Below are 19,229 nucleotides of genomic sequence, written 5' to 3'. Positions count from 1 at the left end.
GCGCCTGGTGTCGGTGCTGGACGCATTCCAGACCGAGCCGTTGGCGTTGTCGGCGGTCTATCCGCAGCACCGCCAGGGCTCGCGGCCGGTGCACTCATGTCGATGCCGGCGCCCGGGTGGAACACGTTGGCCAGCACCAGACCGACCAGGATGGCGATGGTGGTGACGATTTCGAAGTAGATGATGGTCTTGAGGCCAATGCGCCCGAGCTTCTTCGCGTCGCCCACGCCAGCGATACCGACGATCAGCGAGGAGATCACGATCGGGATCACGATCATCTTGATCAAGCGGATAAAGATATCGCCCGCAGGTTGCAGGACGTTGCTGACCCACCAGGCCTTTTCGGCACTGAAATGGTTGAGCAGCGCACCAATTGCAATCCCCAGCACCAGACCGATGAGGATCTGCCAGGCGAGGCTTAGTTTTGCCTTCTTCATATCATTACCCTTACTTCAGTTGGACTCGGGCTGATGCGCGAACTGGAACGCTCAATGGCGGAAAAGTCTGTGCATCGGCCCCCGTATAAGGTCATCCCGAGCGAGCATTTACAGCTCTCTTCAGGCGAAAAAAGGCGCAACTATTCCGACGCAAGGGGGGCACGTCTAATGCCATAAACGCCTACCCTATGCCGAATCGGCATGAGTTTTTCCAAACAAAACGGGCGTCCCAACCGGTTCGAATGCGACATTTCGGCCTGGTCACCTACCGTGAAACGGCCATTTCAGGCGGCATTCAGCGCTTTTGAGTAGGTTTGGGGCGACCTACAAAAGAAGGGAAAGTTCTTACGTTAGAACCAGAAATAACAGCTGGAAAAAACCAAAAGTTTCTCGATGTACGGTCGCGAAGAAACACTGTGAAACGGTTGGACCAGTCCCCCGGAAGGCAGCTCGCAGCACCCAGCGGAAAAAACCAGCCGGCGCTCTGCCACAAGGTTTGCCACTCAAACACGACGCAAGTCGACAAGCCTGGGCGGCTTGCGAGCTTGCGTCGGCGTTCTTCCTGACCCGGCCCTCGCGGAGGCACTCCCTGTACCCCTAGGTCACTCCGATCCTGTTTCAATCAGAACGTCCCGGCCCCCTGGCCATGCGCTACCCCTCCTCGGGGCGGTGCAACAGGCGGATCGCTGCTCGGCAGCACGATCCGGGCCTGGCTGTCACTGGCCGGCTCGACAACAGCCCGGCCAATGCTCTCGGTTCAGCTTCGCCCCCGACGACCAAAGAAGAAGGAAGCGATGAACATCACCAGGAAAATGACAAAGAGAATCTTGGCGATGCCCGTGGCGGTGCCCGCGATACCGCCAAACCCCAGTACCGCGGCGACGATGGCGATGATCAGGAATGTGATTGCCCAGCTCAACATGGTCATTCTCCTTACGCTTCTATTTAGAGGGACTGCCTAGAACACCCAGCGCTCCTGGTAAGGGCCGTCGGCAACAGGCCGGGCCTGGTCGATATCGGTCAGGAGTATCGGGGTGGAATCCGCGAACTGGCGGCCGACGGCGCCACTGAAGTGGGTCTGGGCGCTGTGATGAGCCGGCACTCTCAGCGCTTCCTGCTGCTGGTTCTGCTCCCAACGGGAAAACTGCTGGCCGCCGATCAGGGTCAGCAGCAATGCCAGGCTGGCGAACAGCCCCTGCTGCAGGTGCCGGGGGGAAATGGGCCATCGGGTGAGGCGTTGGCGATTCATCCTGAAGTCCTCCCACATCAGTCGGTGTGCCAAGCGCTGGTGGCTCGCTCAGCCGCGTCTGATCAGGCCGTTGCAGCCTGCATGCCAGCTTCGGAAGTCGGGATAAACCCAATAAAGACAATGGCTTGATACAAAAACGGGAGGGCTCCCCCCAACGCATCCTGCACGATGCCACCCCGGACACCGTGCGAATTGCACGACCAGGCCAGTGGCGACGGGGATAGCACCCACCGAGCGGGCCCCGGGCACAGGCAGGCATTGCCCCCAAAACAAGCACCAACACCGCCAGAAAACAGGGAGAACCCTATGACTTTCAATCAATTGGCAATAACCCCCGGAGATAACCAGGCTGCACGCCTGGGAATCGACCAGACTTGACCATGCAACTTGCCCGATTTTTCCGGGACTAAATAAAGATCACTCACTTCAGGAGACGCGGACATGGAATCAGCCCCGGAAAACCAAGGTCGTATTCTTCTGGTGGATGATGAGTCCGCGATCCTGCGCACCTTCCGTTATTGCCTGGAAGACGAGGGCTACACCGTCGCCACGGCCAGCAGCGCTGCCCAGGCCGATGCCCTGCTCCAGCGCCAGGTGTTCGACCTGTGCTTCCTCGACCTGCGCCTGGGCGAAGACAACGGCCTGGACGTACTGGCCCAGATGCGGGTCCAGGCGCCCTGGATGCGGGTGGTGATAGTCACCGCCCACTCCGCGGTCGATACCGCGGTCGACGCGATCCAGGCCGGCGCCGCCGACTACCTGGTCAAACCCTGCAGCCCCGACCAATTGCGCCTGGCCACCGCCAAGCAGTTGGAAGTCCGCCAGCTCTCGGCCCGCCTGGAGGCCCTCGAAGGCGAAGTGCGCAAGTCCAGGGACGGCCTGGACTCCCACAGCCCGGCCATGAAGGTGGTGCTGGAAACCGCCCGCCAGGTGGCCGGCACCGACGCCAACATCCTGATCCTGGGCGAGTCCGGTACCGGCAAGGGCGAGCTGGCCCAGGCCATTCACGGCTGGAGCAAGCGCGCCCGGAAATCCTGCGTGACCATCAACTGCCCGTCGCTGAACGCCGAGCTGATGGAAAGCGAGCTGTTCGGCCACAACCGCGGCGCCTTCACTGGCGCCAGCGAAAGTACCTTGGGCCGGGTCAACCAGGCCGATGGCGGCACACTGTTCCTTGACGAGATCGGCGACTTCCCGCTGACCCTGCAACCCAAGTTGCTGCGCTTCATCCAGGACAAGGAATACGAACGGATCGGCGATCCGGTGAGCCGCCGCGCCGACGTGCGCATCCTCGCCGCGACCAACCTCAAACTCGAGGACATGGTGCGCGACGGGCGCTTCCGGGAAGACCTGCTGTACCGCCTGAACGTGATCACCCTGCACCTGCCGCCGCTGCGCGAGCGCAGCGAAGACATCCTGGCCCTGGCCGACCGCTTCCTCGCCCGCTTCGTCAAGGAATACGCCCGTCCCGCCCGCTGCTTCAGTGCCGAAGCTCGCGCGGCGCTGCTCAACTACCGTTGGCCGGGCAATATCCGCGAACTGCGCAACGTGGTGGAACGCGCCAGCATCATCTGCCCTCAGGAGAAGGTGGAGATCGGGCACCTGGGCATGGCCGAGCAGCCCGCCAACAACACCCCGCGCATCGGTGCCGCCCTGAGCCTGGACGAGCTGGAAAAAGCCCATATCGGTGCCGTCCTGGCCACCAGCGACACCCTCGACCAGGCCGCCAAGACGCTCGGCATCGACGCCTCGACGCTGTACCGCAAACGCAAACAGTACAACCTGTGAGCGGCCCCCCATGAAGCTGGCGATGAAATTGCGCACGCGGCTGTTCCTGAGCATCTCGGCGCTGATCACCGTGGCGCTGCTCGGCCTGCTGCTCGGCCTGGTCAGCGTGATGCAGATGGCCAAGACCCAGGAAACGCTGATCCGCAACAACTTCATCACCCTGGACCTGGGGCTCAAGCTGCGCCAGACCCTGGGCGACCAGTTGATCATCATGCTCGAGCACAAGCCCGACCGGGCAGCGCTGGAGAACTCCAGGCAGCAGTATCTGGCCCTGCTCGACCAGGGCATCGAGCATGAACGGCAAAACGACGTGCCTAACGGTTTCAGCCAGGCCCGCGACGACTACCAGCGCTTCTTCGAGGCCTTCGAGCGCGCCGACGGGACCTCGGCCGGGGTCAATGGCAGCACGGAACTGACCCAACGCTTCAATACCCTGCGCAATGGCTTGATCGGCGAACACCAGCAGGCCCTGGACAACATCAACGCGATCGAGCAGCAGGCCCGCGACCGCGCCTTGATGATCGCCGGCCTGCTCGGCCTGGTGGGGCTGGCGGTACTGGTCGTCGGCTTCATTACCGCCCACGGCATCGCCCAGCGCTTCGGCGGGCCCATCGAAGCCCTGGCCAAGGCCGCCGACAACATCGGCCAGGGCAATTTCGACGTGACCCTGCCGCTGTCCTCGGCCGCCGAGATGAACCTGCTGACCCGGCGCTTCGGGATCATGGCCGAAGCCCTGCGCGAGCATCAGGCGACCAATGTCGGCGAGTTGCTGGCCGGCCAGCAGCGCCTGCAATCGGTGCTCGACAGCATCGACGACGGCTTGCTGATGATCGACCGCCAGGGCCGCCTGGAGCACCTCAACCCGGTGGCGCAACGACAGCTGGGCTGGGACGGGGAACGCCTCGGCCAGGGGCTGGGCCGCGCCCTGGGGCGGCCGGAGCTGGATGAGCAGCTGCAACTGGTGCTGCGCGGCGGCAGCCTGGAACGGGCACCGGACGACCTCAGCGTCGAGGTCGACGGCGAATCGCGCCTGCTGACCTACAGCCTGACCCCGGTCAACCATCCCCAGGGGCCTATCCTCGGCGCGGTGATGGTGCTGCACGACGTCACCGAACAACGGGCCTTCGAGCGCGTGCGCAGCGAGTTCGTGCTGCGGGCGTCCCATGAATTGCGCACGCCAGTCACCGGCATGCACATGGCGTTCGGCCTGTTGCAGGAGCGCCTGCACTTCCCCGACGAGTCCCGCGAGGCCGACCTGCTGAACACCGTCAACGAGGAAATGCAGCGGCTGATGCAGTTGATCAACGACCTGCTGAATTTCTCCCGTTATCAGAACGGCCTGCAAAAACTCACCCTGGCGCCCTGCCCCCTGGAAGAACTGCTGGAGCAGGCGCACAGCCGCTTTGTCGACGCGGCCACCGCCCAGGGCATCGAGCTGCGGGTGGAGATCCTGGCACCGCTGCCACGGCTGCACGCCGACCGCGCGCAACTGGAGCGGGTGCTGGACAACCTGATCGACAACGCCCTGCGGCATACCCCCCGGGGCGGCTTGATCCGCTTGCAGGCGCGCCGGCATGGCGAGCGGGTGATCATCAGTGTCGAAGACAGCGGCGAAGGCATCGCCTACGGGCAACAGGGGCGGATCTTCGAACCCTTCGTCCAGGTCGGACGCAAGAAAGGCGGCGCCGGCCTGGGCTTGGCGCTGTGCAAGGAAATCGTGCAATTGCACGGCGGGCGCATGGGCGTTTATTCGCGGCCGGGGCAGGGGACGCAGTTCTATCTTGCGCTGCCGCTCTAGGCTTCGTCGTCCAGGCGCCGTGTGGCCAGACGACGCCCGCGGGTGATCAGATCGATGAACTGCACCGCGCTCAGCGCATGGGCGAACAGCCAGCCCTGGCCAAAACGCACTCCCTCGCTGCTCAGCAACTGCGCCTGGTCCTCGAACTCGATGCCCTCGGCGATCACCTTGAGCTGCAACGCATGGGCCATGCGGATGATGTGCGGGGCGACGCCACTGCTGGCTGCGTCATGCCCCAGGGCATCGATGAACGCCTTGTCGATCTTCAGGCAATCCACCGGCAGGGTCTGCAGGTAGGCCAGGCTGCAATACCCCGTGCCGAAGTCGTCGATCAACACCTGATGGCCGACGTCCCGCAAGGCTTGCAGGTTGTGCCGGGCGACCACCACGTCGATCAGCCCGCGCTCGGTGACCTCGAAAGCAATCTGCCGCGCCGCCACCCGATGCTGCGCCAGCAGGCGCGCCATGACCTTGCCGATCCTCGGCACCATGACATCGCAGGCCGCCAGATTGACCGAGATGTACAGCTGCGGGTTGGCCCGCAGCAGATGCCCCAGCTGTTCGAGCAGGCGCTGCAGGACGAAATCGGTGATCTGGCGGATCTGTCCGGTGTTCTCCGCCATGGGAATGAACAGCTCCGGGCTGGTCAGGCTGCCGTCCGGACGGCGCCAGCGCAGCAGGGCCTCGGCCCCCACGCACTGGCGCGTGAGCAGATCGAAGATGGGTTGATACAGCACCTGCAGCTCGCCACGACGCAACGCCCCCTGCAACTCCGCCCCCAGGGACTGGTGCTGTCGGGCCAGGTGAAAGACCAGGCCACCGATGCAGATCGCCAGCGCCAGGCTAGCGGGCGCCAGCCACCACCAACCTTTGAGCATTTCCAACTGCAGGCTGGCGCTGCGCGGGGTAACGAGCACCAATTGATACTCCGGGTTAGTGGTGGGCATCCGGTAGATCAACTGGCTCTGGGTCACCTGCAACGGGCTGCCGCTGGTCAGCGACACGGGCTCCTCCGGCGGCCAGGCCGTTGCCTGGCCCAGTACCGGGATGGCATAGGTGTCGTGGTCGAGGACCACCATCAGGCTGCTGTTGGCCGGCAGATCGACCATATCGGTCAGATGCCCGCGCGATGTCGCCACCCGGAAGTTGCCACGCCCGAGCATCAGCGCCGCGCGGTTCTCATTGGGTTCGGCGGACGTATTCAACCAGTAGCTGTAGGTCGGGCCGCGAATGTCCGGCGGCCGCACAATAGCCAGGTTGCCCTGGCGTGGTCGGTTGGTGCAGGACTGGAAAGCATCGATATAAGCCGCTTCATAAATGAAGCGGTAGCTGAAGCTGATCTGCTGCAAGACCTCGATCATGTCGAGGCTGCATTCGCGCAAAGGTTGCGCCTCGAGCACGTCCAGGCCCTCACGCAACTGGCCAAACAGCTGCTCCAGACGTTCGAGAAAGCGCTCGCCCTGGGCATTCATCTGCTCGCTTTCGCGCAGTTGCACCTCGTACATCGCAATGCCCAGGCTCGTCACCAACAGCAGCACCGCACTCGACACAGCCGCGCACATCGCCAACAGCCAGGGGCGATAGAACCAACTGCGTAGGGGTTCGCGAGCGGCCGGCATCATTGGATATCCGAAGGTTACCAATGAGTTATAGCTACTGATTGAGCAGAAGGCCCGACCGTCGGGCGGGCGTCATTATTTTGTCTGGTTGAGAACCTGCAGGATCGCGGCGCTTTCAGCATCCGGCTGGCCATCGAAACGCGACGGCCGGTAGTGCATCTGGAACGCGGCCAGCACATGGCGGGTCGCCACATCCAGTTCCCCGGTCTGCGGTGTTTCATAACCGAGACGCGCCAGCTCCGCCTGGAACCAGGAGATGCTCGGCAACCGCGCGGCAAAATACGCCTGCTGGCGTGCCACCGCCTGGGCATTCGGCCACAGGCCAAGCCCGGCCTCGGCCAGGCGCTTCCAGGGGAACAGCGGGCCTGGGTCGAGCTTGCGCAAGGGGGCGATATCGCTGTGGCCGATGATGTGCCGTGGCGAGATGTTGTTGCGCTTGCTGATGTCCTTGAGCAGCACGATCAGGTTCTGGACCTGCGCTTCGCTGTAGGGGTACCACACGCGGCCGGCAGGAGAGTCGCGAAAGCCCGGATTGACGATTTCGATCCCGATGGAGGTGGAGTTCAGCCAGGTACGGCCCTGCCACTGGCTCTCGCCGGCGTGCCAGGCGCGGTATTGCTCGTCCACCAGTTTGTAGATGGTCGCCGCCTTGTCATCGCCGATCAGGTAATGACTGCTGACCTGGCCATGGGTCAGCAGTTGCAGCGAGCGCTCCATCGAAGCCGAGGTGTAATGCACCACCACGAACTGCACCCGTTGATCGAAATTGACCGACGGATGGCTGGTATCGATACGCGGGCCGCTGGTGCAACCGGCGAGCACGAGAAGGGACAGGGCGAGGGCAAGAACTTTCATGGCAGAAGGCAGTACGCTGGAAAAATAATGCAACAGTGTAACGTACTGCCTTCGCGTGAAACCGGCCAAAACAGCGGTTTATACAAAATGGAACAATTACCCCGTCAGCCCAGTTCCACCCGGTTGCGCCCCGTATTCTTTGCCCGATACAGCGCCTGATCGGCTCTTTTTAGCACCAGATCGCTGCGATCTCCCGGCTTGAACGCACTCATGCCGATGGACATGGTGATCGTCACCCGCTCGCCCTTGAAGTGGAACGGACAGGCCTCGATGGCAGCTCGCAAGGTTTCCGCCAGGCGCGCCCCCACCGGCCATGAGGTATTGGGCAGCATCAGCACGAACTCCTCGCCGCCGAAACGGGCGATGAAGTCGCTACCACGCAGGCGCTTGCGCAGCACGCTGGCGATGATCTTCAGCACCTTGTCACCGGCCAGGTGACCGTAGTTGTCGTTGATGCCCTTGAAGTGGTCGAGGTCGAGCATCGCCAACAGCAAGGTGTTGCCATGCTGCTGCCACTGCGTCACTTCCTGTTCCAGGCGCTCACTCCAGGCCGCGCGATTGGGCAGGCCGGTCAGCGGGTCGATCAGCGCCTTCTGCCGCTGCTCCTCGAGGTGCTCGCGGTAGCCCTGGGCTTCCTGCTCCATGCTCGACACCCGCTCGGCCAGGCTTTGCAGGCGGGCGGCCACTTCCTTCTCGCGCTCGTCGCGCTGCTTCTGGTGAAGGTCCATGGTGCCGAGCAGGCCTTCCAGGTGGCTTTCCAGCACCTGCTTGAGGTCGTCCAGATCGGCCGCGTCCTGGACGCTGCTTTGCAGGCCATCGACCTGTTCGCGGATCTGCGAGTCCATCGCCCGCGCCGCCGAGTTGCTGTCGGCATGGCCTTCGCTGGCGGCCTGCAGATGGCTCTGGAAGGATTCCAGGCGATCGTTGAGTTGCTTGAGGTAGGCCTCGAACTCATGTTGGCCGCTGTCGGTGATCGCCAGCATCAATACCGCCAGATCGTCGAGGATCGGCAGCAATTCGTACCAGTTCAGCCCGTGTTGCAAGCGATCGCGCATCGACTCGGCCTGCGGCCGGTGGCGCTCGGGCAGGCTCAGGTCATCCAGCAGACCAAGCAGGGTGTGTTCGATATGCTTGGCCACCGAACTGTAGGACGGCTCCGGCGAGTCGGGCAGGGCAAACAGGAGATCCTGCTCGCCATGCTGCGGGTTGGCCGCCGCCAGCACCTCGGCCATGGCCGCCGGCAACGGCAAACGGTCGAGCAGCATGGGCGCCGGAGCCGCCTCGATGGGCGCGGCCACGATCAATTCGTCCGGGTTACTGACCAACGCTTCGGCAACCGGGGGCTGTGCGGGCGGCAGCGTATCGGCGGGCTCAGACTCGGCTGATGGCTGCGGCGCGGGGGCAGGTACAACTTCGGGGGCAGGTGCAGGTGCAGGTGCAGGTGCAGGTGCAGGTGCAGGTGCAGGTGCAGGTGCAGACAAGTCTGGCACCTGTGGCGCCGGCTCTGCGACGACGGGTTTCTCCGACTCGAGCACCGGCGGTACAAAGGCCGTGACCTGGGGAGTCGCGGCTTCCTCAGGTGGCGATTCCGGCTGCGGCTCCGGCGCCTGACTGGCAGTGGCAACCGCCTTTTCCACCGAGGGAGGGGACACCGGCCCCAACGTTTCAGACCACTGCGCAAGCACGGCCTCGGCCTGAGGCGAGAGCATGTCAGCCGCAACTGTTTCAGCTGCTGCCAGCGGCTGCACCGAAGCCGGGACTGGAGCTGGAGCCGGGCTCGCCACCACCGCAGGCGGCGCAGCTTCGGACGGTACCGCCGCTTCGTCACCCTCGCGCCCGCCAAACAGACGCTGCAGCAGACCTGGGCGACTCGGCTCCGCGGGGCTTTCCAACAGGCTCAGCGCCTTGCCTTGCAGGCTGCTCAATTCGCTCAGCAACAGCGGAATTTCCCGGGCCTGATCGACACGGCCATCCAGTTTTTTGGCGAAGCTTTTCAGCGGCCGACTCACCTCGCGCGGCAGCGGCAACTTCTGTAACTGGCTGACCAGCGAGGTCAGGGCGGTGCCCATCTGCTCGACACGGGTTTCGCGGCGCTGCTCGGAGTCCAGCACGGCTTTTTCCAGGCGCGGCAACAGGGCTGCCAGCGCCGCGTCCATGTCGTCGGTGCGCACCACCTCGCGCATTTCCTTCATGCACTGATCGACAGCGCGGTCAGTGCCTTCGGCCGCCAGGGTGCTGCGCACAAGGCCACGGCGCAACAGGTCGAGGCGGGCATTCCAGCGTCGCTCGAGTTTTTCCTGTTGATCGATACTTTTGAGGTATTTCTCTTTCCAGCGCTGGGCGTCGTCGCTCATTCATGGGATCCGCGGGGGGCAGGACTCAACGCGGGCAATGCATCGGCCGTGAGCGAACCCGGCAGACGAATCTCTACCGCGACCGGCAGGTGATCGGAAATCGGTTGGGCCAGGACTTCGACCCGTTCCAGCGTCAGGCTGGGGCTGAGCAAAATATGATCGAGACAGCGTTGTGGGCGCCAGCTGGGAAACGTCGCTTCCAGTTGCGGGGCCAACAGGCCTAGGTCGCGCAACGGCGAATGTTCCAGCAGATCGCCAGCATGGGTGTTCATGTCGCCCATCAGCACCTGGTGCTTGTAACCGCCGATCATCTCGCGGATATAAGCCAGCTGCCGGGTGCGGGTGCGGGCCCCCAGGGCCAGGTGCATCATCACCACCACCAGCGCCTCGGGACCCTCGCCGAAGCGCAGGAGGATCGCGCCACGGCCCTTGGGGCCAGGCAGCGGATGGTCCTCGATCGCCCAGGGACGCAGGCGGCTGAGCACGCCGTTGCTGTGCTGGGCCAGGCGGCCAAGGTTGCGATTGAGCTGTTGATACCAGTAGGGGAAGGCGCCGAGCTGGGCCAGGTGTTCGACTTGATTGACGTAGCCCGAGCGCAGGCTGCCGCCATCGGCTTCCTGCAGGGCGACCAGATCGAAGTCACCCAACAGATCGCCGATCTTTTGCAGGTTGTCGGCGCGCCCGTTGTGCGGCAGCAGGTGCTGCCAGCCACGGGTCAGGTAATGCCGATAACGTTCGGTACTGATACCGACCTGAATATTGAAACTGAGCAGCCGCAGACGACTGTCTGCCGGCAGGCCGGAGGACGCTATATGGTGCTCGTTGACCCGCGGATCATGCAGGCCAACGATGCGTTCCGTACCCCAACGTCGCATGGCAGGGGGCTCGCTTACTTGGCCGCTCGCTCTTTGGCGATCAGCTGGTCGGCGACGCTCAGGGCACCTTCAGGACCACCGGCGGTGCCCAGGTCGAAACGGTACTTGCCGTTGACGACCATGGTGGGTACGCCGGAGATCTGATAGGCCTGGGCCTTCTTCTTCGCGTCTTCGACCTTGCCTTTGACGGCGAACGAATTGTAGGTGCTCAGGAACTTGTCCTTGTCGACGCCTTCGCCGGCCAGGAACTCGGCCATTTCCTCTGGGGAAGCGAGTTTCTTGCCGCCATGGATGGCTTCAAATACGGCTTTGTGGACCTTGTGCTCGACACCCATGGCTTCCAGGGTGATGAACAGCTGGCCGTGAACGTTCCAGATACCGCCGAACATGGCCGGGATACGTACGAAGTTGACGTCGGCCGGCAGTTTTTCCGCCCATGGGTTGATGGTGGGTTCGAAGGCATAGCAGTGTGGGCAGCCGTACCAGAACAGCTCCACCACTTCGATCTTGCCAGGCACGGCAACCGGAACGGCGCTGCTCAACTCTACATATTGTTTACCGGCTTCGAGGGGTTCGGCGGCTTGAGCCGTCATGCCGAACAGGCTGGCAGTGACGAGAGCGGCGCTGAGAATCAGATTACGCATGCTTTACTCCTGGACAAGTAAGGTCGCCTCGCGCGGCCTGTTCGCAGACAGGTCATGGCGGGCTTGAGTTCGCTAGTGTAGCGGCAGACGCCATAAAAAAGGGCGGCCTGGGCCACCCTTTATGCTTTCATCGACAGATTAATCAATCATTAACGTTGCGCAGGATAGACCCTTTCGCAACATGATCGCCGGCCTTAGTGCAGGCCCTGGATGTAGCTGGATACGGCTTCGATGTCCTTGTTGCTCAGCTTGGCGGCAATGCTGCGCATGATCATGGTGTCGCCGTCGTTGGTGCGGTTGCCTTCACGGAAGTCGGTCAACTGCTTGGCGACGTACTGAGCGTGCTGGCCACCCAGGTGCGGGAAGCCGGCAGCGGCGTTGCCCGTGCCGTTTGGCGAGTGGCAACCGGTGCAGGAAGGCATGCCTTGATCCAGCTTGCCGCCACGGAACAGTTCTTCACCGCGAGCCACGACTTTCGGATCCGCTGCGCCGACGCTGCCTTTCTGGCTGGCGAAGTAGGCGGAGAGGTCGGCCAGGTCCTGATCGCTCAGGTTGGTCAGCAGGCCGGTCATTTCCAGGACCTGACGCTTGCCGGACTTGATGTCGTGCAACTGCTTGTTCAGGTAACGCTCACCCTGACCCGCCAGCTTTGGAAAGTTAGGCGCCATGCTGTTCCCATCCGGACCATGGCAAGCGCCACATACGGCGGCTTTCGCCTGACCGGCAGCAGCGTCGCCTGCAGCATGGGCGACACCTGTGATGCCCAAGGTCAACAGCAGACTCACGAGTAATTTGTTCATCAGCTAATCCAACTACGGCTAAGGGTTAAGAGTTATGGACCGGGATCACTCGCTCATCCAAAGGATGATGGCTCGGTAATCCTCGGTACTGCAGTCCATGCACAAACCACGCGGCGGCATCGCCTTGAAACCCTGGGTCACGTGTTGCACCAGCGTCTCCATACCTTGCGCCAGCCTCGGCGCCCAAGCTCCCTGGTCTCCCTTGCGGGGAGCCGTTGGTAGTTGGCCGGAATGACAAGCCCCACAAACACGGTTGTACACAGCTTCCGGGTCCTGTGTAGCCTGAGCGCCGTAAAGCGGCATCAGGAGACCGGCAGCTAGCAGCCATTTCGTCATAAAACGACCTTTTCAGGGTTGAGAGCGTGCTGCGTTCTAATGCGCAATCAAGGTCTATCGCTCTCGTGAACTTCATCCTACGCTGGGACAAAGCGCACACAAAATCTGCGGCATTATATACTGGCGTCACTGAAACGGAAACGACACCGCTCGCCGCACCCATTCCCGGCACAGCCCCTATCGGAAATCCCATGCAACTGAAAAACCCCATTCTTGGTCTGTGCCAACAGTCCACTTTCATGCTCAGCGCCGCCAAAGTCGATCAATGTCCGGATGACGAAGGCTTCGAAGTGGCCTTCGCCGGGCGTTCCAACGCCGGCAAGTCCAGCGCCCTGAATACCCTGACCCACGCCAGCCTGGCGCGCACCTCGAAAACCCCGGGCCGCACGCAGCTGTTGAACTTCTTCAAGCTAGACGACGATCGCCGTCTGGTCGACCTGCCGGGGTACGGTTACGCAAAAGTGCCGATCCCGCTCAAGCAACACTGGCAGCGTCACCTGGAAGCCTACCTGGGCAGCCGCGAGAGTTTGAAAGGGTTGATCCTGATGATGGACATCCGCCACCCGATGACCGACTTCGACCAGTTGATGCTCGACTGGGCCGTCGCCAGCGGCATGCCGATGCACGTCCTGCTGACCAAGGCCGACAAGCTGACCTACGGCGCGGCCAAGAACACCCTGCTCAAGGTGCAGTCGCAAATCCGTAAAGGCTGGGGCGACAACGTCACCATCCAACTGTTCTCGGCCCCCAAGCGCATGGGCCTGGAAGAGGCCTACACCGTCCTGGCCGGCTGGCTGGAACTGGCCGACAAGGCCGCTGCAGCCGAGGCCTGAGAAAGGAAGGTAAAACTGTCTGTGGGATGATCAGGCAAGGCAAAAGCGCGGCCCGAAAGCGGAGTTTACTGGCTGTAAATGAGCATTTCGGGCCGCGCTTTTAACGCAGCATGGTCATTCCACAGGCAGTTTTAGGGCAAAAAAAACCCCGGACTTCGTATGGGGAGGGGAAGTTCGGGGTCCAAGTTCCGGACCGCTAGGGCGGGGTCCAGATATCTGCCAACACTTAACACAACATAGGAGCATCGAAGGGCTTCACCAGCCATTCAGTTACTCTGAGTGGGCTTGCCCCGATTAAGTTCCGACAGGTTTCAAAAACTATTGGCAATAGCCGATGAAATTTTTCGAACTAACAGCCCTGCGCCGATTTCTGCCGCGGCACTATGTCGCGGCAGAATCGACACCCTCCTGGCCTCAGTGCGCCTCATCCCAGTTGCTGCCCACCCCGACCTCGACCAGCAGCGGCACATCCAGGGTCGCGGCATTGCTCATATAGCCACGAATCTCCTTGCTCACCTGCTCCACCAGGTCCTCGCGCACTTCCAGCACCAGTTCGTCGTGCACCTGCAGGATGACCTTGGCATCCAGGCCTGAAGTCGCCAACCAGTTATCCACCGCCACCATGGCTTTCTTGATGATGTCGGCTGCGGTGCCCTGCATCGGCGCGTTGATCGCCGTACGCTCGGCACCGGCGCGCTCCTGCGGCTTGTTGGAGTTGATCTCCGGCAGGTACAGGCGACGCCCGAACAGGGTTTCCACATAGCCCTGGTCCGCGGCCTGGGCCCGGGTGCGGTCCATGTATTCACGCACGCCGGGGTAACGGGCGAAGTAGGTGTCGATATAGGCCTTGGCGGTCTTGGTGTCGACGCCGATGTCCTTGCCGAGCTTCTGCGCGCCCATGCCGTAGATCAGGCCGAAGTTGATCGCCTTGGCGCTGCGGCGCTGGTCGGAACTGACGTCCTTGAGGTCGACCTTGAACACCTCGGCCGCCGTGGCCGTATGCACGTCGAGGTTGTTGCGGAAGGCATTCATCAAGCCTTCGTCACGGGACAGGTGCGCCATGATCCGCAGCTCGATCTGCGAATAGTCCGCCGCCAGCAGTTTGTAGCCCGGCGGCGCGATGAAGGCCTGGCGGATGCGGCGGCCTTCAGCGGTACGCACCGGGATGTTCTGCAGGTTCGGATCGCTGGAGGACAGGCGCCCGGTGGAGGCCACCGCCTGGTGGTAAGAAGTGTGGATCCGCCCGGTACGTGGGTTGATCTGCTCCGGCAGGCGGTCGGTGTAGGTGCTCTTGAGCTTGCTCATGGAGCGGTACTGCATCAGTACCTTGGGCAGCGGATAGTCGTCCTCGGCCAGCCTGGCCAGCACTTCTTCAGCGGTGGACGGCTGGCCCTTGGCGGTCTTCTTCAGCACCGGCAGGCCCAGTTTCTCGTAGAGAATCACCCCCAGCTGCTTGGGCGAGCCCAGGTTGAATTCTTCGCCAGCGATCTCGCAGGCCTCGCGCTCCAGCTCCACCATCTTGTTGCCCAGCTCGATGCTCTGCTCGCCCAGCAGCTCGGCATCCACCAGCGCCCCCTGACGCTCGATCCGCGCCAGCACCGGCACCACCGGCATTTCGATATCGCTCAGCACACTGGCCAGGCTCGGGATCGCCGCCAGCTTCTCATGCAGCACCTGATGCAGGCGCAGGGTCACATCGGCGTCCTCGGCGGCATAAGGTCCGGCCTGTTCGAGGGCAATCTGGTCGAACGTCAGCTGCTTGGCGCCCTTGCCGGCGATGTCCTGGAAGCTCACGGTGGTGTAGTCCAGGTATTTCTGCGCCAGGCTGTCCATGTCATGCCGGGTGGCCGTGGAGTTGAGCACGTAGGACTCGAGCATGGTGTCGAAGGCGACACCGCGCACCGTGATACCGTTGGCTTGATCGCCGCCGATGGCGCAGTTGGCCAGGATGTTCATGTCGAACTTGGCGTGCTGGCCGACCTTGAGCTTGTGCGGGTCTTCCAGCAGCGGCTTCAGCGCCCGCAGGACGGTGTCGCGATCCAGTTGTTCGGGCGCGCCGATGTAGGAGTGGGTCAGCGGGATATAGGCCGCTTCGTGGGCCTGCACGGCGAAGGACAAGCCCACAAGCTGCGCCTGCTGGGCATCGATGCCCGTGGTTTCAGTGTCGAAGGCGAACAGCTTGGCGCTCTTCAGCTTCTCCAGCCAGACATCGAAGCGCCCCTGATCGAGGATGGTCTCGTACTGCGCTTCAACAGCGACCGGCGCGGCAACCTCGGCTTCGGCCTGCGTCAGCAGATCGGCTACCGGCTCAGACGCCGCGGCAGCACTCAGCTCGAGGCGCTTGGCATCGCGCTGCAGCTCGTCGAGCCAGCTCTTGAACTCCATCAGGCTGTAGAGCTCGACCAGCTTGTCGCGATCCGGCTCGCCCAGATGCAGGTCATCCAGCCCGATGTCCAGCGGCACGTCGACCTTGATGGTCGCCAGCCGATAGGAGAGGAACGCCATCTCCTTGTGCTCTTCGAGCTTGGCCGGCAGGGTCTTGGCCCCGCGGATCGGCAGGCTCGGCACGATATCGAGCTGGGCATACAGCTCGGTCAGGCCGCCGTTCACGCCGACCAGCAGGCCGGAAGCGGTCTTGGGACCGATGCCCGGCACCCCCGGAATGTTGTCGGAGGAGTCGCCCATCAGCGCCAGGTAATCGATGATCTGCTCGGGAGCGACGCCGAATTTCTCCTTCACGCCCTCCACGTCCATGCTGCTACCGGACATGGTGTTGACCAGCGTAATGTGCCCGTCCACCAACTGCGCCATGTCCTTGTCGCCGGTGGAGATCACCACCGGGCGGTTGGCCGCCGCACTGCTGCGGGCCAGGGTGCCGATCACGTCGTCCGCCTCGACGCCTTCGACGCACAGCAGCGGAAAGCCCAGGGCGATCACGCTGGCGTGCAGCGGCTCGATCTGTACGCGCATGTCGTCGGGCATGCTCGGGCGATTGGCCTTGTACTCGGCATACATTTCGTCGCGGAAGGTCCCGCCCTTGGCGTCGAACACCACGGCGAACGGGCTGTCCGGGTACTGCTTGCGCAGACTCTTGAGCATGTTCAGCACGCCCTTGACCGCACCGGTCGGCATGCCTTTGGAAGTGGTCAAGGGTGGCAGCGCGTGGAAGGCGCGGTACAGGTAGGACGAACCGTCCACCAGGACGAGGGGGGCTTGGCTCATGAGCAGGATCAACCTTTTCGGCGGGTCCGGCGCTAGAATAGCGGGACCGTTGACGACAAAGGGACAAGGTTATCATGCGCACACTAAATCGCTTGCTGCTGGCCAGCCTGATTGCAGTCGCTCCATTGAGCGTGATTGCGGCGCAGGACGCGCCATCACCGGAACCGGAAGTCACCATCCGCACCGAAGGCGACAAGACGATTCAGGAGTACCGGCAAAATGGCTTCCTGTATGCCATCAAAGTCACCCCGAAAGGTGGCAAGCCGTACTTTCTGGTGCGCGCCGACGGTACCGATGCCAACTTCATCCGCTCGGACCAGCCGGATATGCTGATTCCATCGTGGAAAATATTTGAGTGGAAGTAGCTCTTAACTTTAATCGGCGCCTGCCAGCCGGCGGCGCCCGTACTGGCAGTTCTTAACCATGTCTGTGTTCACGCCCCTGGCTCGGCCCGAGCTGGAAACCTTTCTCGCCCCATACGGGCTCGGCCGCCTGCTTGACTTCCAGGGGATTGCCGCTGGTAGCGAAAACACCAACTTCTTCATCAGCCTGGAACAGGGCGAGTTCGTCCTGACCCTGGTCGAGCGTGGCCCGGTCCAGGAAATGCCGTTCTTCATCGAACTGCTGGACGTGCTGCACGACGCCGACCTGCCGGTGCCTTACGCGCTGCGCACCACCGACGGCGTGGCCCTGCGCGAACTGGCGGGCAAGCCGGCGCTGCTGCAGCCGCGCCTGGCCGGCAAGCACATCAAGGACGCCAATGCCCAGCATTGCGCCCAGGTCGGCGAGCTGCTGGCCCATCTGCACCTGGCCACCAAGGACAACATGATCAAGCGCAAGACCGATCGTGGACTGGACTGGATGCAGGCCGAAGGCACGCAGATGCTGTCTCACCTCGACGCCCAGGCACGGGATCTGCTGCAACGAGCCCTGGATGAAATCGCCGAGCAGAAGAGCAAAATCCTCGCGCTGCCCCGGGCCAATATCCATGCCGACCTGTTCCGCGACAACGCGATGTTCGAAGGCACGCACCTGACCGGGCTGATCGACTTCTACAACGCCTGCTCCGGGCCGATGCTGTACGACGTGGCGATTGCCCTGAACGATTGGTGCTCCGACGCCGACGGCCAGCTCGACGGCGCTCGGGCCCGTGCCCTGCTGGGTGCCTATGCGGCCCTGCGTCCGTTCACCGCCGCCGAAGCCGAGACGTGGCCGACCATGCTGCGGGTGGCGTGCGTGCGTTTCTGGCTGTCGCGCCTGATCGCCGCCGAGTCCTTCGCCGGACAAGACGTGCTGATTCACGATCCAATGGAGTTCCAACTGCGCCTGGCCCAGCGTCAGCAGGTCAGCGCGCCGTTGCCGTTCGCCCTCTGAACGCATCGCGGGCAAGTCGGATCACCGCCCGCTCGCTCCTACAGGGCCACATTGAACCCGTAGGAGCGAGGCTTGCCCGCGATAGCACCAGCAGTCTTTACAACGATTCCAGGCAACCCGCCAGATCGTTGCCCAGCTTCTCCAGCACCTGTTCATAACCCTGCGCGCCAGCCGGGGTGTAGCCGCCCAGCGCATCGAGCTCCGCCAACTTCACCGGCAGCCCCGCCACCAGGGTTTCGGCCAGGCGCGGGCGCAAGGGCGGCTCGCTGAACACACAGGTCTTGCCGACTTCCTGCAGGCGCTTGCGCATCGCCGCGACATGCTGCGCGCCCGGCTGCACCTCGGCCGCCACGCTGAACACGCCGGCATGCTTGAGGCCGTACGCGTCCTCGAAGTAATCGAAGGCTTCGTGGAAAACGAAGTAAGGCTTGCCGGCGATCGGCGCCAGGCGGGCCTTCAAGCGGGCATCCAGGGCATCCAGGCGCTTGTCGAACGCCTCAGCGTTGCTCCGGTAACGCGCGGCGTTGGCCGGGTCCGCCGCGCTCAGGTCGGCGGCCATGCGCTCGGCGATGATCCGCGCGTTGACCGGCGACAGCCAGAGGTGCGCATCGAGGCTGCCCGGGCGGTGATCGTGGTCATGCTCGTCGGCTTCTTCGGCGTGGGAGTGGCTATCTTCGGCGAAGCGCCGGAGTTTCAGGCCCGGCAGGTCCTGCACCGCCAGCGACGGCAGCGTGCGCCCCTTGAGCACCCGTGGCAGGAAGCCCTCCATGTCCGGGCCGATCCAGTACAGCAAGTCCACCGACTGCACCTTACGCACGTCGGAAGGGCGCAACGCATAGTTGTGCGGCGAGGCGCCCGGCGGCAGCAGGACCTCGGGAATGGCAATGCCATCCTGGACGGCAGCGGCGATCAATTGCAGGGGCTTGATGCTGGTCAAGACCCGGACTTCGGCCTGGGCCGGGCCAATCACGAACAAACCGGTGATAAAAGCGACAAAAAGAGCAAAAAGTCGGGACACGATGACCACTCGAAGAGGCAAGAACGG

The 19,229-nt window shown here is 63.1% G+C and carries 17 protein-coding genes; 5 read left to right on the top strand and 12 right to left on the bottom strand.

Annotated features, from left to right (window positions below):
* The 3 genes from ACQKQA_RS15770 to ACQKQA_RS15760 form a co-directional block, all read right to left on the bottom strand.
* The coding region (locus ACQKQA_RS15770) for a cation:dicarboxylate symporter family transporter (RefSeq protein ID WP_427559160.1) at positions 1-437 on the bottom strand (437 nt) is incomplete at its 3' end.
* Positions 438-1,194: 757 nt separating this feature from the next.
* Positions 1,195-1,359 (bottom strand): DUF1328 domain-containing protein, encoded by a 165-nt coding sequence (locus ACQKQA_RS15765; RefSeq protein WP_427559157.1) that lies wholly within the window; start codon positions 1,357-1,359, stop codon positions 1,195-1,197.
* A gap of 36 nt (positions 1,360-1,395) precedes the next feature.
* Positions 1,396-1,686 (bottom strand): hypothetical protein, encoded by a 291-nt coding sequence (locus tag ACQKQA_RS15760; RefSeq protein WP_427559155.1) that lies wholly within the window; start codon positions 1,684-1,686, stop codon positions 1,396-1,398.
* A 441-nt stretch (positions 1,687-2,127) separates the two neighbouring features.
* Between ACQKQA_RS15760 and algB the strand changes: the two genes are divergently transcribed.
* Together algB and ACQKQA_RS15750 are read left to right on the top strand one after the other, a co-directional pair.
* Positions 2,128-3,474 carry a sigma-54-dependent response regulator transcription factor AlgB gene (algB, locus tag ACQKQA_RS15755; RefSeq protein WP_427559152.1) on the top strand — a complete coding sequence of 449 codons (1,347 nt, stop codon included), beginning with the start codon at positions 2,128-2,130 and terminating at the stop codon, positions 3,472-3,474.
* A 10-nt stretch (positions 3,475-3,484) separates the two neighbouring features.
* Entirely contained in the window at positions 3,485-5,272 is a 1,788-nt protein-coding gene (locus tag ACQKQA_RS15750; RefSeq protein ID WP_427559150.1) for a KinB sensor domain-containing domain, read from the top strand.
* On the opposite strand, the gene ACQKQA_RS15745 is transcribed toward ACQKQA_RS15750, so the two are convergent.
* From ACQKQA_RS15745 to ACQKQA_RS15715, 7 genes are all read right to left on the bottom strand, one after another.
* Positions 5,269-6,894, bottom strand: coding sequence for an EAL domain-containing protein (locus tag ACQKQA_RS15745; RefSeq protein WP_427559147.1), 1,626 nt, complete (start codon positions 6,892-6,894; stop codon positions 5,269-5,271). The two genes, ACQKQA_RS15750 and ACQKQA_RS15745, sit on opposite strands and share 4 nt — an antisense overlap.
* A gap of 72 nt (positions 6,895-6,966) precedes the next feature.
* On the bottom strand, positions 6,967-7,746 hold the full coding sequence (locus ACQKQA_RS15740) for an N-acetylmuramoyl-L-alanine amidase (protein ID WP_427559144.1): 780 nt from the start codon (positions 7,744-7,746) through the stop codon (positions 6,967-6,969).
* 104 nt (positions 7,747-7,850) lie between these two features.
* Positions 7,851-10,100, bottom strand: coding sequence for a diguanylate cyclase (locus ACQKQA_RS15735; RefSeq protein WP_427559141.1), 2,250 nt, complete (start codon positions 10,098-10,100; stop codon positions 7,851-7,853).
* Entirely contained in the window at positions 10,097-10,975 is an 879-nt protein-coding gene (locus ACQKQA_RS15730) for an endonuclease/exonuclease/phosphatase family protein (protein ID WP_427559138.1), read from the bottom strand. Before ACQKQA_RS15730 ends, ACQKQA_RS15735 begins: the two co-directional genes overlap by 4 nt.
* Positions 10,976-10,989: 14 nt before the next feature.
* The gene (locus tag ACQKQA_RS15725) at positions 10,990-11,619 is read right to left on the bottom strand and encodes a thiol:disulfide interchange protein DsbA/DsbL (protein WP_009041530.1); all 630 of its coding nucleotides are present in this window, start codon (positions 11,617-11,619) and stop codon (positions 10,990-10,992) included.
* Positions 11,620-11,813: 194 nt separating this feature from the next.
* Complete coding sequence (locus ACQKQA_RS15720; RefSeq protein WP_009041529.1) at positions 11,814-12,419, bottom strand: c-type cytochrome; 606 nt, start codon at positions 12,417-12,419, stop codon at positions 11,814-11,816.
* Positions 12,420-12,464: 45 nt separating this feature from the next.
* Complete coding sequence (locus ACQKQA_RS15715) at positions 12,465-12,755, bottom strand: c-type cytochrome (protein ID WP_427559134.1); 291 nt, start codon at positions 12,753-12,755, stop codon at positions 12,465-12,467.
* A 191-nt stretch (positions 12,756-12,946) separates the two neighbouring features.
* Here ACQKQA_RS15715 and yihA point away from each other — a divergent pair, with 191 nt between their 5' ends.
* Positions 12,947-13,588 carry a ribosome biogenesis GTP-binding protein YihA/YsxC gene (yihA, locus tag ACQKQA_RS15710; RefSeq protein WP_427559132.1) on the top strand — a complete coding sequence of 214 codons (642 nt, stop codon included), beginning with the start codon at positions 12,947-12,949 and terminating at the stop codon, positions 13,586-13,588.
* A 414-nt stretch (positions 13,589-14,002) separates the two neighbouring features.
* Here yihA and polA read toward each other — a convergent pair whose 3' ends face one another.
* Positions 14,003-16,810: a DNA polymerase I gene (gene polA / locus ACQKQA_RS15705; RefSeq protein WP_427559129.1), complete on the bottom strand. Its 2,808-nt coding sequence runs from the start codon at positions 16,808-16,810 to the stop codon at positions 14,003-14,005.
* A gap of 74 nt (positions 16,811-16,884) precedes the next feature.
* Here polA and ACQKQA_RS15700 point away from each other — a divergent pair, with 74 nt between their 5' ends.
* Both ACQKQA_RS15700 and ACQKQA_RS15695 read left to right on the top strand, forming a co-directional pair.
* A complete protein-coding gene (locus tag ACQKQA_RS15700; RefSeq protein ID WP_427559126.1) occupies positions 16,885-17,175 on the top strand; it encodes a DUF2782 domain-containing protein in 291 nt (96 codons plus the stop codon).
* Between the two features lie 58 nt (positions 17,176-17,233).
* Positions 17,234-18,184, top strand: coding sequence for a homoserine kinase (locus ACQKQA_RS15695; RefSeq protein ID WP_427559123.1), 951 nt, complete (start codon positions 17,234-17,236; stop codon positions 18,182-18,184).
* Positions 18,185-18,281: 97 nt separating this feature from the next.
* Here ACQKQA_RS15695 and ACQKQA_RS15690 read toward each other — a convergent pair whose 3' ends face one another.
* Entirely contained in the window at positions 18,282-19,211 is a 930-nt protein-coding gene (locus tag ACQKQA_RS15690; protein ID WP_427559163.1) for a zinc ABC transporter substrate-binding protein, read from the bottom strand.
* Positions 19,212-19,229 lie beyond the last annotated feature (18 nt).

This window comes from Pseudomonas sp. NPDC089530 (assembly GCF_050280705.1).
Lineage (GTDB): Bacteria > Pseudomonadota > Gammaproteobacteria > Pseudomonadales > Pseudomonadaceae > Aquipseudomonas.
The sequence above is the reverse complement of the archived record's forward strand: the minus strand, read 5'-3'. Positions and strand labels throughout refer to the sequence as shown.